The 15523-nt window shown below is 46.8% G+C and carries 14 protein-coding genes; 10 read left to right on the forward strand and 4 right to left on the reverse strand.

Translation table 11 applies throughout. The features are described 5' to 3' along the window. Positions 1-9: 9 nt before the first annotated feature. From thrS to MKY85_RS07480, 3 genes are all read right to left on the reverse strand, one after another. Positions 10-2010 (reverse strand): threonine--tRNA ligase, encoded by a 2001-nt coding sequence (gene thrS / locus MKY85_RS07470; protein ID WP_342572231.1) that lies wholly within the window; start codon positions 2008-2010, stop codon positions 10-12. A gap of 473 nt (positions 2011-2483) precedes the next feature. Then, positions 2484-4244, reverse strand: a complete 1761-nt coding sequence (locus tag MKY85_RS07475) for a HAMP domain-containing sensor histidine kinase (RefSeq protein ID WP_342572232.1) — start codon at positions 4242-4244, stop codon at positions 2484-2486. Continuing rightward, on the reverse strand, positions 4241-5002 hold the full coding sequence (locus tag MKY85_RS07480; RefSeq protein WP_339259681.1) for a response regulator transcription factor: 762 nt from the start codon (positions 5000-5002) through the stop codon (positions 4241-4243). Before MKY85_RS07480 ends, MKY85_RS07475 begins: the two co-directional genes overlap by 4 nt. A gap of 225 nt (positions 5003-5227) precedes the next feature. On the opposite strand from MKY85_RS07480, the gene MKY85_RS07485 reads away from it, so the two are divergent. Together MKY85_RS07485 and MKY85_RS07490 are read left to right on the forward strand one after the other, a co-directional pair. Then, the gene (locus tag MKY85_RS07485; RefSeq protein WP_342572233.1) at positions 5228-6328 is read left to right on the forward strand and encodes a M23 family metallopeptidase; all 1101 of its coding nucleotides are present in this window, start codon (positions 5228-5230) and stop codon (positions 6326-6328) included. Positions 6329-6624: 296 nt separating this feature from the next. Beyond that, complete coding sequence (locus MKY85_RS07490; RefSeq protein ID WP_339259684.1) at positions 6625-7128, forward strand: N-acetyltransferase family protein; 504 nt, start codon at positions 6625-6627, stop codon at positions 7126-7128. Between the two features lie 132 nt (positions 7129-7260). Here MKY85_RS07490 and MKY85_RS07495 read toward each other — a convergent pair whose 3' ends face one another. Next, positions 7261-7752 carry a DinB family protein gene (locus MKY85_RS07495; protein ID WP_339240480.1) on the reverse strand — a complete coding sequence of 164 codons (492 nt, stop codon included), beginning with the start codon at positions 7750-7752 and terminating at the stop codon, positions 7261-7263. Positions 7753-8036: 284 nt separating this feature from the next. Between MKY85_RS07495 and MKY85_RS07500 the strand changes: the two genes are divergently transcribed. The 8 genes from MKY85_RS07500 (at position 8037) to MKY85_RS07535 (ending at position 15507) form a co-directional block, all read left to right on the forward strand. Beyond that, on the forward strand, positions 8037-8456 hold the full coding sequence (locus MKY85_RS07500; protein WP_339259688.1) for a hypothetical protein: 420 nt from the start codon (positions 8037-8039) through the stop codon (positions 8454-8456). Then, positions 8453-9742 (forward strand): ammonium transporter, encoded by a 1290-nt coding sequence (locus MKY85_RS07505; RefSeq protein ID WP_342572234.1) that lies wholly within the window; start codon positions 8453-8455, stop codon positions 9740-9742. Before MKY85_RS07500 ends, MKY85_RS07505 begins: the two co-directional genes overlap by 4 nt. Positions 9743-9891: 149 nt before the next feature. Further along, positions 9892-10833 (forward strand): YwqG family protein, encoded by a 942-nt coding sequence (locus MKY85_RS07510; protein ID WP_339259692.1) that lies wholly within the window; start codon positions 9892-9894, stop codon positions 10831-10833. A 391-nt stretch (positions 10834-11224) separates the two neighbouring features. After that, on the forward strand, positions 11225-11683 hold the full coding sequence (locus MKY85_RS07515) for a DinB family protein (protein ID WP_339303503.1): 459 nt from the start codon (positions 11225-11227) through the stop codon (positions 11681-11683). Positions 11684-11790: 107 nt separating this feature from the next. Then, the gene (locus MKY85_RS07520) at positions 11791-12747 is read left to right on the forward strand and encodes an aminoglycoside phosphotransferase family protein (protein ID WP_342572235.1); all 957 of its coding nucleotides are present in this window, start codon (positions 11791-11793) and stop codon (positions 12745-12747) included. Continuing rightward, positions 12744-13478 carry a response regulator transcription factor gene (locus tag MKY85_RS07525; protein WP_342572236.1) on the forward strand — a complete coding sequence of 245 codons (735 nt, stop codon included), beginning with the start codon at positions 12744-12746 and terminating at the stop codon, positions 13476-13478. The genes MKY85_RS07520 and MKY85_RS07525 overlap by 4 nt, the downstream gene beginning before the upstream one ends. Positions 13479-13533: 55 nt before the next feature. Continuing rightward, on the forward strand, positions 13534-14667 hold the full coding sequence (locus MKY85_RS07530; RefSeq protein ID WP_342572237.1) for an ATP-binding protein: 1134 nt from the start codon (positions 13534-13536) through the stop codon (positions 14665-14667). A gap of 99 nt (positions 14668-14766) precedes the next feature. After that, complete coding sequence (locus tag MKY85_RS07535; RefSeq protein WP_342572238.1) at positions 14767-15507, forward strand: hypothetical protein; 741 nt, start codon at positions 14767-14769, stop codon at positions 15505-15507. The last annotated feature ends 16 nt before the right edge of the window (positions 15508-15523 follow it).

Below are 15523 nucleotides of genomic sequence, written 5' to 3' on the forward strand. Positions count from 1 at the left end.
CATTAACATTTATATTTTTGCCTTCACAGCTTGTTGAACCAGTTCAATAAAAGCTTCAATACGTTGAATGCCTTGATCTCCCTGACCGTATGCACGGACAGAGGCAGATGAGGCATTTTTCTCATTCTCACCAAGCACGAGCGAATAAGGTACTTTTTCCATCTGGGCTTCACGGATTTTGTATCCAAGTTTCTCGCTGCGCAGATCTGTTTCTACCCGAATGCCCGCAGCCCGGAGCTGGCTCTGGACTTGGAGCGCATAATCTGCGTAATGATCCGATACAGGCAGCAGCTTCACTTGCACAGGTGCGAGCCAAAGTGGGAACGCTCCTGCATAGTGCTCAGTCAGGATACCGATGAAACGATCGATGGAACCATAGATGGCACGATGGATCACGACTGGACGGTGCTTCAGGCTATCCTCACCAATGTAAGTGAGGTCGAACTTCTCCGGCATTTGAAAATCAAGCTGGATTGTTCCGCACTGCCAGCTGCGCTTCAGTGCATCAAGGATATGAAAGTCAATTTTCGGTCCATAAAAGGCACCGTCTCCTTCGTTAATGCGATACTCCACGCCCCGGCGATCCAGTACATTTTGCAATGCACGTTCCGCCTGATCCCACAGTTCTTCCGATCCCATGGAATCTTCCGGTCGAGTGGATAACTCAATCTTATATTCGAATCCAAAGATATCATACATACGGCCGATCAGTGAGATCGCCTGATTAATCTCGTCCTCGATCTGCTCTGGCATGACGTAGAGATGCGCATCATCCTGGCAGAATGTCCGCACACGCATCATGCCATTCAGGGCACCTGAGAATTCATGACGGTGAACTTGACCGAATTCCATCATGCGAATTGGCAATTCGCGGTAGGAATGGAGTGTATTTTTGAAGATCAGCATGTGCCCGGGACAATTCATTGGTTTCAGTGCAAACGTTGCATCGTCCACTTCCGAAAAGTACATATTGTCCTTGTAATGCTCCCAATGGCCGGATTGCTCCCACAGCCGGTTGTTCATCATGAGCGGAGTCCGTACTTCCTGATAACCTTCCTGTAATTGCAGCTCACGCGAGAATTGCTCCAGTTCAGTACGAACAGTCATGCCTTTAGGCAGATAGAAGGGCATGCCGGGCGCTTCTTCGGAGAACATGAATAGTTCAAGCTCTTTACCGAGTTTGCGGTGATCCCGTTTTTTCGCTTCTTCGAGCATGTGCAGATGTTCATCCAGCTGGGCTTTGTTTGGGAAAGCAGTGCCGTAGATACGTTGCAGCATCTTATTATCCGAGTTACCCCGCCAGTACGCACCAGCCACATTCAGCAGCTTGAACGCTTTGATCCGGCCAGTGGATGGGAGATGGGGACCGCGACACAGATCGAAGAACTCTCCTTGATCATAGATCGAAAGCTCGGCGTCCTCCGGCAAATCCTGAATGAGTTCAAGCTTGTAGGGGTCCTGGATTGCTCCGAAGATGCGGAGGGCTTCCTCCCGGCTAACGACCCGCCGACTGATCTTATGATTCTCCTGAATGATTTTGTTCATTTCCCGCTCAATGGCAGCTAGATCACTGATGGACAAGGCATGTTCCAGATCAACATCGTAATAGAATCCATCCTCAATGACTGGGCCGATACCCAGTTTCACTTGTTCTGCACCGTAGATGCGTTTGAGCGCCTGTGCGAGCACATGTGCTGCGCTGTGACGGTAACGATACAGGCCTTCCGCACTGTCCAAAGTAACAATGACGAGTTCGCAATCTTGCTCAAGCACCCCATTGAGATCGATATTCTGACCATCTGCAATACCGCCGATCGCCTGTTTTCCAAGACTTGTGCTGATGGATGAGGCGACTGCACCCACAGTGATGCCTGCTTCGTAAGAACGAACATCTCCACCTTGCAGACGAACCTTAATGGATTGACTGGATGGTGGCAGATCATTGGCTTGATTGTTAATTTCGTTACCTGATTTGTTGCTTGCGGAGTTACTGTTTTCCTGTTTGCTCATGTGAACCACTCTCCATTTCATCAAATGAAAGCGCAAAAAACACCCGTCCCGGAAAAGGGACGAGTGCGCTTGGCTCGTGGTTCCACCCTAATTTGGTTATGGTGCACTCTGTTCTCGGCCAGCCGCCGTGAACAGGAAACATCATAACCCTCATTGGAATCCGCTATCGGGGATCAGGCGGTGAACTCTACTGGCAACAAGCCGAACATCCCAAGGGGAGTCCGAGATGCTGAGGTTCGAGTTCACGGCTGCAGAGGGGTAATTCCGGTCCGTTCGCTGAAGAAGGTTTCACCAATCCCTTCTCTCTCTGGGCAGCACGCAAACGAAATCTTGTCTCTGGTCATCGCCAAATATGTTAGATTAACTCATTAAAGTTATCCTGAAATGTGTTGCATTCAATATCAATATATGGGAACAGGTGTTATTGAGTGTCGATTATATAGACTGAAAATGGAAAGGTCAAGCGGAACATTTTAATTCGTTACGGACGGCCCATCCCATACTAAACGAATGATCGTTCCTTCACCAGGGGTGGACTGTACCTCAATATGCCCTTTCATCGCCTCAATCAACCCTTTGGTTACGGCCATGCCCAGCCCTGATCCAACGTCCGATGTACCTGTATCTGTACCGCGATAATATCGTTCAAATAACTTCCATACCGTCTCGGGGTCCATGCCTCGTCCATTATCGGCAAACTGAATACTGAATGCATCTGCATGTTCACCAGAGTGCACACTGACCACGAGGATGGACTCGGGTGGATTATGAAGAAGGGCATTGGCGGTCAGGTTATCCACAATTCGTTCAAACGAAGGGATATGGACAAGTCCATACACAGGCACTTCGGAAGGTTGGAATATGATGCGACCTTCCCCATAAGCCGGGTTTCGTTCAGCGCGTTGGATCAGATCACGGAGTAACGTATTTACGTCAGTCTCTTCCACCACAGGTTGATATCCGCCACTGCGTAATCGATAGGTCATGGCAAGGTCATTGATAAGCCTGTCCATATACATGGATTTATCGAGCATAATGCCTGCAAATTCCCTGACTTCTTCCACGGTCCAGCTATATTTATCTGCTTCAAGCATATGGGCATACCCCTGGATGGAGGATAGAGGCGTCTTCAGATCGTGAGTTATGCCAGCAATCCATTCCTCCCGAAGTGAATCGGTCTGTTTCCGAAGTTCTTCATCTTGCTTCAACGTGTAGGATAGGGCCTGCATGGAGCGAAGCACTTCAGCATACACGTTGTATTTGCGCTTCCACTTACCGTTACGACGCTGACTGCGAGGCACTCCGAAGGCTCCGGTAGGTTCCTCGTAATGACCTCGCTCCAGACGCTGTAACCATTGGAGCATATGCAGCATGGGCGAGCCGAATCGGTTGGCATACCAGAAGGCAAGCAAGACAAGCAGAATGATGATGGACACGATCAATATAACCAATGCCGGTTCCAGAATAAAACGGTAGGGATTCGAATTCCCTGTACCATTTGCCTCGCCAGGGATGCTAATCAACCAAGTGGTTCCATTCTTCTCATCGTACCATGTAGCAGTAGACTTGCCTGATCGACTTGGATAGCGAATCTGCAAGACCAACTCCTGAAGGGTGTATTCGCTTGGTACACCCACAGCTGGTTTGTTAAAGGAGGAGAGTTCTCGTCCTGACGCATCCAAGACTTGAAGATAGGCATGAGCAGCAAGAAGGGCTTCCTGTCGGCCCGGTTGAAGAGTAAACTTCCCGTTGGTCAGAATGAGGTCTGAACGAATATTATTGATGAGCGATTTGGCCGGGTTACTCTCCCCATACAACAAAGTGAAATTCTTCCCGTTCTTCTCCCGGATGAGTATGACAATCTGATAAGGGAAAGGCTTTTGATTTTCCCAATATGCAATCAATTCTCCCGGTTTATAGTGAGTAGGAACATCAGCAGGTGCGTGGTAATCATCAATGACGTTGCCTTGTTCATCCAACACCTGGAGCCAGCCTTGATATTTATCCACTTGCTTTAACAATTTGGGGTCATATTTGATGGTATTGTCTGGCATGAATTCTGCTGTATTAATCAATTGATCCAGACCGTTAAGCGCAAAATCATCCACCAAATTCACTTCATTAACCTTTTGCACGACCCAGTAAGTGGCTACAGACCCAAGAAGAATGATCAGAATGACGGCTCCCGCAAGCATCCCGATAAACCGGGTCATTAATCTGCGACGAATACTCATGGGCGTGACACATGTTCCGGCTGAATGAGCTTGTATCCCAGACCTCGGACGTTAACGAGATACACTGGATTGGAAGGATCTGCTTCAATGCGTTCCCGAATGCGGTGAATATGAACCATCACGGTATTGTCATCACTGATGGCCTCTGAGCCCCAGACCCGCTCATACAGATCTGACTTGGTGAAGATGCGATTGGGATGTTTGCAGAAAAAGAGCAGCAGTTGAAACACAAGCGCCGGACAGGATACGGATTCTCCTTCAACTCGAAGCTCAGCGGCCCATTCCAGCACCTGAAATCGTCCAAAGTCGTACACACCTTCCGGCATGCTTGGAGATGACGTATTTACGTTCGATGGGATGTGCTCCGAGATGGCAGCTGTTTTTGAAGGCAAATAACGCTTCAGTAAGGATTTAATTCGTGCAACGACTTCTAGCGGATTAAAAGGTTTGGCCACATAATCGTCGCCACCAACAGCGAATCCCGTTAATTTGTCGTAATCGGTTGTCTTGGCCGTCAGGAACAGGATGGGCGCATCGGTGACCTGCCGTAGAAAAGGACAGATTTCCAGTCCGCTTTTGCCAGGGAGCATGATGTCGAGCACGATGCAATGATACGTCTTGTTGTTGCAAGCCTCAATGGCAGCTTCACCTGTTGTTACGGTGTCGATATCGAGAAACTGTTCTTTGAGCAGAACGGTTTTGAGCATATGCAGAATCGCTTGTTCATCATCTACAAGCAGTATTGAGACGTTATCCATAGTTAGAAAATGACCTCCTGGTACTTCCGTTGTGTGTATTGATAATCATACCATCCTATGGGGATGTATAGCGTACATGCTATCTTAACGGAGTCTTAATTATGCAACCTAAGAAGACATGGTGAGTTTAACTACTGGTAAGTTGGGGTTAGACGAAGGATAAGACTCATTCTGTACACTTAACTGGAAAGTATAATGAATTAGCAGAAGGGATGTTGAAAGAAAATGAACTGGGAAGGTCATATGAAAACAGAGCAACAGACACATCAGATCGTTAAGCATAGAAAGGGCTGGAAGGTCCTTGCAATAACCCTTGGAGCGTGCGTGATATTGTCTGCTTGCGGCAATGGCAACGCGATTACTTCCGACCAGGCGGAGCAGCAGTCAGCCGAACAGGCGTCCAATCATGAAGCGAGCGAGAACACCAATCAGGAGCAGAACTCCACTTCAGAGGTGAGCTCAGTGGTTACACCGGACAATTTCATAGATACGTTGATGAACGGTTCAAAGGATGCAATCTATAGCCAGTTTTCCCCGGAATTGAAGGAAACGGTAACGCTTGAGCAGTTTAAAACGACCGCTGATCCTTTTCTGGAGGGTGTTGAATCGTGGGAGCAAGTGGTAGACGCCGAAATGAATCAATTAACCGAGGTTGCCTGGAAGGATCAGACAGGGACGAAAGGAATTCGCGCCTATTTTTCCGACGAAAATCTGATTGAGGGTCTGTCAATTCAACCGTTGGAAGCTCATGAAGACACAGATGACAAACTCACCAAAACCGAGTTCCAATTCCCGATGAAGGGGGAATGGTATGTATTCTGGGGAGGTCAAGATGTAATGTCGAATTATCATTATGAGCATGAAACCCAGCGCTATGCACTGGATATCGTTCGGACAAAAGAACAATCAAGTTATCATGGTGATGCTAAGGAAAATGAAAACTACCATGCTTTTGGTGAACCACTCTATGCTGCTGCGGATGGAACGGTCGTCGAAATCAAGAACGATATTCCGGACAATGTACCGGGTGTGATGAATCCGGAAGAGCCGGCGGGTAACTATGTAGTTATTGACCATGGCAACGGTGAATACAGCATCACAGCACATTTCAAGAAAGGCAGTGTTTCGGTCAAAAAAGGAGATAAGCTCAAGCAGGGAGACCCTATCGGTGAGCTTGGCAATTCGGGTAACTCCAGTGAAGCCCATCTGCACTTCCAGGTATCGGACGGCCCCGATCTGTTCACATCTCGCTCGATGAACATTCGCTGGGCTGACCAGAGTCAGCAGTTAACTCGTGGCAACACCATTCAGGGACTTCCAGAGTAATTCTATATATAAGTTAAAGCATTGATTTTACACTTAACTACTACGCGGACAGAACCATCTTCCGATCGCTGTTATCCCCAGATTTTATTGATTCCCTTGTATAAAGGGGAAAATCTGGGGATAAAGGCGCACGCTGCGCTTCTTCTGATTAGTTCTGTCCTCTCCGTTGTCGTGTAAATATTTACTTAAAAATATAAAGATTTCTCTGTCAGAATGTAAGAGATGACGAAAACTTCTATTTTCCATTATAATATCCTCTATGATATAGAACGATCTGGATTAATGGAGGAGTATAGATGAAGCTGGAAGATGTGCAGATTGAATATGCGCGCCTGGAGGACTTGCCGAGGATTGTAGAAATTTATAATTCCACCATTGAGAGCCGTATGGTAACAGCGGATTTGGAACCGGTGACAGTGGAGCAACGTGTTCCGTGGTTCGAGGACCATTCACCGGATCATCGTCCACTTTGGGTGATGAAGCAGGCAGGGCATGTGGTGGCTTGGGCAAGTCTCAGCTCGTTCTATGGGCGCCCTGCGTATAATGGAACGGTGGAAGTCAGTGTATACGTGGATCAGCAATGCCGCGGAATTGGGGCTGGTGGACGTTTGCTTGAAACGGTATTTGCGGCTTGTCCTGCACTTGGAATTACGACCATTCTCGGATTTGTCTTCGGGCATAATGAACCGAGTCTGGGATTGTTGCGCAAGCATGGTTTTGAACAGTGGGGATATTATCCCGAAGTGGCCGTGCTGGATGGTGTGAACAGAGATTTGGCTATACTAGGCAAAAAAATATAAGTACCGTTCTTATTTCGTAACATAATTTATCGGAACATAAGAACACTGAAGATAACCTCCAACCTATTTTATAGGATTGGAGGTTTTTTTGTCGTACATATATTCTTCACTATGTGAAAGTGTAGCTAGTGCTTATACGCCAAGTTGATGCTTAATCTCTTGAATCTGTCCCAGATGGCGTTCCTCATGATAACTTGCGAAGTCAATCCATTGGGTAAGATCCATCTCACCGAATACGGGATGAGGAAAGGACTTGCTGCGCAGCAGATCAGGATCATGATCCAATGCAAAGTTATTTAACGCTTGGTGAGATTCGTCCAGATCGGTGCGTACGTCTTCGAGTGCTTCAGGCGCTGCTGGAGGTTGAAGATGGGGTGGTGCCTCGACGGAGCGGCTGCGGTCCAACGATAGTTCATATGGTTTTTTGTCCACAGACACCACCTGTTCCTTTTCGAGTGCAAGGCGGGCTTGCTTTCCAATTACATTTTCCATCAGATTCAGATGACGTAGTACTTGCATAATACTCCATTGTTTGGGTGAAGGCTTCCGGTTCAATTGTTCTTCTTCGAGCCCCGAGACGGCTTCCCAGATTTGGCTGCGTATATCGTCATTACGAGTAAACATCGTGTAATCCTCTCCTTATATACGTTTTCTGTGATGAGGGTGTCTGTGTATGTTCATTACCCCAAATGTGGATGCTTATTCTATAAGCATAGGGGATGGAATAAGTGAATGCGAATCCAGGCAAGATTCGCCTTGTTAGATGTATTATGTGCCCAATAAAAAAAGCCGTTCTCTCTGAACGGTTCATTTCAATCTATGCCAAGTCCAAAAAAAGATTGACGGGCGAACCCCGGCAAACTATAATCGGTACAAGTAACTTGTTATGTAAGGAGTCCTGACATGATATGTTAGTAATCGACGAGGTTTATCACCACACAGCATTGCAAATATCATCGTCCGATTTATTGTACCTTATCGAACGGCTGAAGGTCAAAAAAGAAAATGAGATTCAAACGCTCAAGCAGAAGATCGAACAGTTCGAACAGAAGCGTCGAGCGGAAGAGGTCGCTTATCAATCGTTGTCGACCGTGCGCAAATGGTTTGCGGGACGCCCTGCAACCCATCATCAGGCGGTGGAATATATGGTTCAGGTGAAGGAACGTTTTCGCAAGATGGAACAGATTCGCAGACGCATACGTGAATTGGATCAGATCGCAGAACGAATCAAGCATCCGGACAGCATTGAGCGGGACGAGATTGAGCTAGCGCCCGATACCATCCGTGAGCTCAGACAGCTTAGTGAAACGGAGGATGTACAAGCATGACTTTGGAAACGTTAAGCACCGGAATCGATACGGTCTGGGTCGTACTGAGTGCAGCGATGATTTTATTGATGGAGGGTGGATTCGCCCTGCTCGAGGCTGGCTTTGTTCGTTATAAAAATAGTGTGAACATTATTATGAAGGTTTTTGCTGACATTACAATTGGAACGTTGCTGTTTTATGCCATCGGTTTTGGACTGATGTATGGTTCGGACGTTGGTGGTTTTGTGGGAGTAACGGGATTTTTCCTGAATGGGGATTTGTCTCATCTGGACGTACCGGTATCGCTGGAGACATTCTGGTTGTTCCAGGCTGCTTTTACGATTGCTGTTATCTCCATCGTTTCAGGAGCGGTAGCTGAGCGGATCAACTTCCGTGCCTATCTACTCTATATCATATTGATGACGGCGATCATCTACCCAATTGGTGGACACTGGGCATGGGGCGGCGGTTGGCTTAGTCAGCTGGGGATGCAGGACTTTGCCGGTTCGGCTGTCATCCATGCACTCGGCGGATTCTCAGCACTGGCTGCTGCAATTATCATTGGTCCGCGTAAAGGGAAATACACGCCTCTTGGCGTAAGTGCTATTGCACTTCCGAGCAATCTGCCACTAGCATCTGTGGGTGCATTTCTGTTATGGTTCGGCTGGTTTGGCTTCAATGCGGGTAGTACACTCAGCGCCACGGATGTAAGAATTGGTCACATTGCGATTGTTACGATGTTATCCGCGGCCTCAGGTGGTGCAGTTACGTTGCTGTACACGTTATTCCGCTTCAATCGTTCAGATGCACCCTCGGTCATTAACGGTTCGCTTGCGGGACTGGTCGGAATTACGGCAGGTTGTGCTTTTGTTGGCGATGTAGCCGCGATATTCATTGGAGCAGTATCCGGCTTATTGATGATGGCTGCCACCAACTGGCTGGACCGTCGACAGATTGATGATCCAGTTGGTGCTTTCCCGGTGCATGCCGTATCCGGAATGTGGGGCACGATTGCTGTAGGTCTGTTTGCCACGGATGGTGGATTATTCATGGGCGGCGGCTGGAGGCTGCTGGGTGTTCAGGCACTTGGCCTTACAGCACTGGTTGTCTGGGGGTTCGCCATGACCTGGATCGGGTTAAAGTTGATTGGCAAAATTGTGCCTGTACGATCGACAGAGGAAGAGGAAGAACTGGGTTTGGATATCAGCTATCATGGTGTGATGGCAGCTCATCAAGCCCATGAATTCCTGGACGGTGAGGAGCATATGCGTGCTTACCAGGAACAGTCCTCTGATCCAAATCGTTAAATGGAATATAGGGTAAAGAAGTAGACTGACAAGCAATGTCAGTCTCTTTTTTTGCTAGAAGCAGGGAAAGACGGCCGGGCGGAAGAATATACAGGTGTGAACCTGAATATGTCTCAGCATAGGTGTATTGTCAAAAGGGGAGGATCTATATGATTAAGCCAGAACAATGTGAACGTCTGACCAGAAAAGCCCGTAAAACACTTGAGGAGTATGGTTTGGGAGTTGCTGCCGATCTGCTGTTGTCCTCAAGCCGCTGGGGAATTCGCCTCGATGTGTCCACACTGGACGAATATCGCAGGACAGGAAACTCACGTGTGGGTGGACATCCGGATTTGCCGAGTCACATGGAATGGCCCGTAACAAAAGAAGGCATTCCAATGACTTTCCTGGCCCAGTTAAACCTGGTGGATTTGTCGCCGTATACGCCGAATGATGGGCGCGGGACTTTGCCTGAACGTGGAATGTTATACTTTTTCGTTGGCACGGACGAATCTGCTTGTCCCATTGAACATCGTGTGATTTTTGAGCCAAGTTCTCATAATCTGATAAGGCGAGAACCTGAAGGGGATACCGCGCTGGATGGAGCACCGTTTGTTGCACATTCGGTGACTGTGCTGCCTAATCTGGAGTTTCCTACATATGCATATATTGACACCGCCGCACTGAACGAGCTCTCGCCGTCTCTGCTTGAGACCGATGAGACCGAAGCGGAAGTAAGTCTGTATGACCGATACCTTGAATTCGAGTCGAGCTGGAATCATCCAAGTACGCTGAACTGGGGTGGTATGTTTGGATATCCTGATGGGCAGCATCCGGATGCCGAGCATCGGGCCTTATTACAGATCGCACTGGGCGAAGAATATGATTATAATGAGCAGGCGTGTGAAGATAAGCTGACCAAGCATTACGGCGGAGATGAGGATCGGACATGGCAGGAATTATCCGATACGCTGCTGCTGTTGAAGATAGATACACATGACGCCATAGGTTTTCAATGGTGGGATTGCGGGGAACTGCAATTTTTCATTCGCAAGTCTGACCTGGAGGCTGGACGGTTCGAACATACGTATTGTTCGTTATACTCAAGTTGAGCAAAGATTTGAACTCATATAAGCAACAAAATGTCCTGAATCCCGTCTATAAGAAGGAGGAAGGACTTTTTTGTTCGTAGATTGTTATATAAATTGAACTAAAGAATATTTAAACTGCACACTCCGATGACAGAACAATTTTCCGATCGCTGTTATCCCCAGATTTTTTAAATTCTTTTTATAAAGGGGAAATCCGAGGTAGCGTATGCTTCCGATGTAGGTTTTTTGCAGAAAGCTTTTAGCTCCGCTTCTTCAGATCCTTTCTGTACTCTCCGTTTTGTGTATATGTTTTGTTCAATTTATATAGATTTGGGGTATATATTAGGGAGGGATATCTTGGTTGATAATAGAACATATGTTCTGTATAATGGAGTAAAAAGGAAGTGGGCTGTTGATTCAATCTGCGTTCAAACATATTGACGTGGCTGTAACATCGTTGATAGATATATGTGATCAGCTGTCGGAAGAAGATTTGGCTTTGACTCCAATTGAAGGTAAACGGCCTATTGGAGAACTACTGGCTCATCTGTCTATGATCTGCCGAGCGGATGTGTATATTTCGGAAGGTGCATCGAAGGAAGAGATGGCTCAATTCTATGCTGAGAATCAGGTGCATTCGCTCCGTGAGATCAAGCAGGCTCTGATTGATAACCAGATGTATCTATACGAACGATACAGGCAGTTTAACACGGAAGAGTTACTGCATGTGACGAATTCATATTGGGGAGCATCCTATAGTCGGCTGGAGTGGTTGCTTGAGATTATGGGACATGTATACCATCACCGAGGACAACTGTATACGATGCTGACCCTGACAGGCAAAGAACCCGAATCAGTTCTTTTTAAATAGAAATGAGTAGAATACATACTAGCATGTTATAGGAAACATTACGGGTTAAAGTAAGAATAGACCGACGATACTGCACGTTATACGTGAAATAACGGAGGATTCGGGACGTGGAACAACACAATACATGGGATGCATCGATGAACAATACGTTGATTGACAGGTTAAAACTGATTCCTGAACTTGGTCAGGCTACGCAGATGGAACCAGTTATGAAGGGGTATTCAGCGGATGCCAAATTCAAAATGTTTGTCCCTGGCCAAGGTCATGTGTTGGTGAGGGTATATGATGTTGCTGAGGAATGGATGAAGCAAAAGGAATATCAATGCTTGAAGAGCATGCAACAATTAGGTGTACTATGTCCAGCAACGTTCGGCACAGGTAGATTGGATGAGAAGAACGGTTATATGATTCTTAGCTACATTGAAGGCGAAGATGCGTCCGAGAGACTGCCTCAATTGAATGAACAGCAGCAGTGGGCCGTTGGCTTGGAAGCAGGAGCACAGTTAAGGCTGATTCACCAGTTGCCGATGGAGGAACAGGTCGAATCATGGTACACACGCAAGAGCGCGAAGCATCAACGTTACATGGAGCGCTATAAACAGTGCCCTATCGTGATGAAAGAGGATCAGGCTATTCATACGTTTATCGCAGACCATCTCGATTGGATGAAAAATCGTCCAGATGGATTTCAGCATGATGATTTCCACCCGAGCAATCTTGTCGTTCAGCAGGATAAGCTCGCAGGAGTAATTGATTTTAATCGTTATGATCAAGGTGATCCCATTCATGAATTTTTGAAGCTGGGTTTGTTTGCTTCGGAGATCAGTATTCCATATTCCATAGGTCAGATTCAGGGTTACTTCGATGGCAAAGAACCGGATGAGTTATTCTGGAGATTGTATTCACTGTATACGGCTATGGCGCTAGTGTCTTCTGTGGTATGGATTCAGCAGGTGAAGCCGGAAGAGACACATGAGATGATGACCAGGATCGAGCGTGTCCGTGAAGATCATGATGATTTTCGCAGTTTCATCCCTCGGTGGTATACTTTGAACAGATCATGAATTATGGAAGGGAAAGGAATAATGCCGTGGCACAGCCAGCAACCATTCTGCTTGTCGATGATGAGCAGGAGATTATTAAACTGATGGAAATTTATTTTGGCAACGAGGGTTATCGGATTCTCACCGCGAATGATGGGCTTGAAGCGCTGGAACAATTGAAAAGAGAGTCGATTGATCTCATTATTCTGGATGTCATGATGCCGAATATGGACGGAATAGAAGCTTGTATGAAAATTCGGGAAGAGCAGAAAATGCCGATTATTATGCTGTCCGCCAAAAGCATGGATATGGATAAAATCACAGGGCTAAGCATCGGTGCTGATGATTATGTAACCAAACCGTTTAACCCGCTTGAACTTGTCGCACGGGCGAAATCTCAGCTGCGCAGGTATCATACCTTCAATGAAGGTCGGGAGAACAAAGAGCATGAGTGGATTATTGATGATCTGGTCATTAATACCGATACACATGAAGTCTGGGTGGATGAGCAGCCGGTTCGTCTGACTCCGCGTGAATTTGCTGTTCTCGAATTACTGGCACGCCATCAGGGTTCAGTACTCAGTATGGAACAGATCTATCGTCAAGTCTGGAAAGAAGATTTCATGGAGTCTAACAATACCGTCATGGTGCATATTCGCAAGATTCGTGAGAAAATTGAACTCGACAGCAAACATCCCAAGTTCATTCAGACCGTATGGGGTGTTGGTTATAAAATGATCAAACCGCAATAAACATGCACATTCACAGGATGTCATGTGACATGAACACAGGCAGGGAGTTCCGACTATGAATTCAAAGCTGATTAATACAGTCCGATGGAAATTTATCTATGCATTTCTGCTGAGTGGCATACTGACTGCAGTTATTTTGTACGGGGGCAGTCAAGTGGGGCAGACTATTCTGGAAGCTCAGACGTATCCCGATTATTCCATTCCAGCCAAAGGGATTAGGTGGTTGGTGAATAATATCGGTTCGGTGCCTTTAATGATTGTGGTAGGTGTGCTTAGTTTTGTGCTGTTTTTTTTCCTGTTCTCTCGCAAGGTGATGCGGGTTCTGGACGAAATAACGGCAGGAATTCAGGAAGTTGCCAAAGGCGAGTTATCACATCGCATTGAAGTGAAGACCTCGGATGAATTCGGAGTGGTGGCTGCAAGCATTAATCAGATGGCTGAACAATTGCAGTTATCGCTTCAGGAAGAACGTAATGCAGTTGCTGCCAAAAATGATCTGATTACAGGGATATCACATGATCTTCGTACACCGCTCACTTCTATTCTGGGATTTCTGGAGTACATTGAGAAGGATCGCTACCAGGATGAGATTGAGATGCGCTATTACGTTAGCATTGCCTATGAGAAATCCCTGACTCTTCGTAAGCTGATCGATGACTTATTCGAATATACGCGTGTGAGTGGCGGGAGTCTTCCATTGTCTTTGCAGGCGTTGAACCTGAATTCGTTTCTGATGCAGTTGGCTGAAGAGTTTGCTCCCATGCTGGAGGATGCTGGGATGACCTACAATTTTGTTGGTGGGCAAGAGCCACTATGGATACAGGCTGCTCCGGGGGAGCTTGTAAGAGCGTATGAGAATCTGTTCAGCAATGCTATAAGATATGGTTCGCAAGGGAAACGAATGGAGATTGGAATGGCTCTTGAAGGTAAGGAGGCTGTAATCCGCATCAGTAATTATGGTGAATCGATTCCGGCACAAGATCTGCCCCATCTATTTGAACGATTCTATCGTGTGGATAAATCCCGCTCCCGTGAAACGGGAGGCACGGGTCTCGGCCTGGCGATTGCCAAATCGATGATTGAATTACATCGAGGAAGTATCGTTGCCTATAGTGAAAATGGCAGAACAGATTTTGTTACCCGATTCCCTGTCACGGCTCCTCCCCCAAGTAATTACTCAGAGGAATAATAATTAAGAATTTGGTAAGAAGTTAACTACTTCCTCATTAAGAAATATTCGGTATTCTACCTCTATTACCATATTGTTGTATAGAGGAGGATACCGAATATGAAGTCCCGATTCAGTACTGTAAGACTAAGATACATATACATTGGAGGAGCAAGCGCGTTACTGAGCGCAGCCCTCCTTTTTGTCGTCTATCACATGCTGCGATTTGCGCATAACCATGTCCTTCCTGATACAGCATGGATAACGCGTATGATGAACTGGGGAATCAACCATATCGGTACAAAGCCGTTCTTCATCTTCATTGGGGGAGCTTTGTTTGCGATCTTTTTCTGGATTCGATCCCAGAAGATTGCGGAAGATCTCAGTCAGCTTGCACGCGGAACAGCCGAACTTGCATTGGGCCATAACCCTGGAAGAATTGATGTTCTCAGTGGTGGTGAACTAAGACAGATTGCTGCCAATCTGAATACGATTGCGTCTCTCCTGCATGAGGAAGGGCTGAGCATACCAGAACGGAAACATGAGACCAGAGATATAGAGGGAGCGTCTATGTACAATGAGCAACCCGATCTAAAGCAACATGTGGAAGAAGACAAGGAGAATGCTCAGACTAGTTATGCACAGGTTGATTTACCGATAAAGCTTACCCTATACGGCGTCCGTTCCTCTCTGGATGAGATCATCCAAGGGCGCTGTCAGGACGAGGTAGAAGTTCAGCATTGGGTCAGGTTGGCGTATGAACAGACATTGCTGCTTCAACATGCTCTGGAGAGTACACAACGGGATGGACTGGAACGCGGAGTTTTAGATGAACAGGTACACAAGGAGCCTGAATGTTGAAGCACAGGGGCAAGCG

The sequence above is a fragment of the Paenibacillus sp. FSL R5-0749 genome, assembly GCF_038595085.1.
GTDB lineage: Bacteria > Bacillota > Bacilli > Paenibacillales > Paenibacillaceae > Paenibacillus.

Excerpts from the sequence above, each read along its gene's own strand:
- thrS (WP_342572231.1), bottom strand. The coding sequence starts at position 2,010 with ATGAGCAAACAGGAAAACAGTAACTCCGCAAGCAACAAATCAGGTAAC.
- MKY85_RS07475 (WP_342572232.1), bottom strand. The coding sequence starts at position 4,244 with ATGAGTATTCGTCGCAGATTAATGACCCGGTTTATCGGGATGCTTGCG.
- MKY85_RS07480 (WP_339259681.1), bottom strand. The coding sequence starts at position 5,002 with ATGGATAACGTCTCAATACTGCTTGTAGATGATGAACAAGCGATTCTG.
- MKY85_RS07485 (WP_342572233.1), top strand. The coding sequence starts at position 5,228 with ATGAACTGGGAAGGTCATATGAAAACAGAGCAACAGACACATCAGATC.
- MKY85_RS07490 (WP_339259684.1), top strand. The coding sequence starts at position 6,625 with ATGAAGCTGGAAGATGTGCAGATTGAATATGCGCGCCTGGAGGACTTG.
- MKY85_RS07495 (WP_339240480.1), bottom strand. The coding sequence starts at position 7,752 with ATGTTTACTCGTAATGACGATATACGCAGCCAAATCTGGGAAGCCGTC.
- MKY85_RS07500 (WP_339259688.1), top strand. The coding sequence starts at position 8,037 with ATGTTAGTAATCGACGAGGTTTATCACCACACAGCATTGCAAATATCA.
- MKY85_RS07505 (WP_342572234.1), top strand. The coding sequence starts at position 8,453 with ATGACTTTGGAAACGTTAAGCACCGGAATCGATACGGTCTGGGTCGTA.
- MKY85_RS07510 (WP_339259692.1), top strand. The coding sequence starts at position 9,892 with ATGATTAAGCCAGAACAATGTGAACGTCTGACCAGAAAAGCCCGTAAA.
- MKY85_RS07525 (WP_342572236.1), top strand. The coding sequence starts at position 12,744 with ATGAATTATGGAAGGGAAAGGAATAATGCCGTGGCACAGCCAGCAACC.
- MKY85_RS07530 (WP_342572237.1), top strand. The coding sequence starts at position 13,534 with ATGAATTCAAAGCTGATTAATACAGTCCGATGGAAATTTATCTATGCA.
- MKY85_RS07535 (WP_342572238.1), top strand. The coding sequence starts at position 14,767 with ATGAAGTCCCGATTCAGTACTGTAAGACTAAGATACATATACATTGGA.